This window comes from Stenotrophomonas maltophilia group sp. RNC7, from assembly GCF_030910085.1.
Taxonomy (GTDB): domain Bacteria; phylum Pseudomonadota; class Gammaproteobacteria; order Xanthomonadales; family Xanthomonadaceae; genus Stenotrophomonas; species Stenotrophomonas sepilia.
Map to the genome: position 1 here is coordinate 1 of NZ_JAVFVN010000135.1, position 359 is coordinate 359.

A 359-nucleotide genomic window follows, 5' to 3' on the forward strand; every position below is an offset into this window, starting at 1 on the left:
TAATAGGTCAGTTAAATGCTTTGAAAGAAAAATATCCCAATATCATAAAGGCTGTGAGGGGGAGAGGGTTGATGATTGGGGTTGAGGTTGGGGCGCATGTCAACCAAATTAAGGAATTGGCACAGACTAAAAAATTGTTATTAAATTCAACCAGTGATACCGTCATTCGACTATTGCCACCTTTATCTATAAGCCAAGATGAAATCAATGAATTTTTAAATATATTGGAAGAGGTTCTAATGCAATGCAATCAGTGAAGAATGAAGGGGGAGCTATGATTAAATTTCAAAAATTTCAAGGGACAGGAAATGATTTCATCATATTCAAGGAAGATGATATAGGCACTATCCATCATGGTA

Annotated in this window: 1 protein-coding gene; it reads left to right on the forward strand. The window is 35.7% G+C overall.

Going from position 1 to position 359, the window contains the following annotated elements; all coding sequences use genetic code 11:
* Window positions 1–257, forward strand: a 257-nt coding sequence (locus RCF13_RS01740; RefSeq protein WP_308140764.1) for an aminotransferase class III-fold pyridoxal phosphate-dependent enzyme, incomplete at its 5' end; no start/stop codon positions are given.
* Window positions 258–359 lie beyond the last annotated feature (102 nt).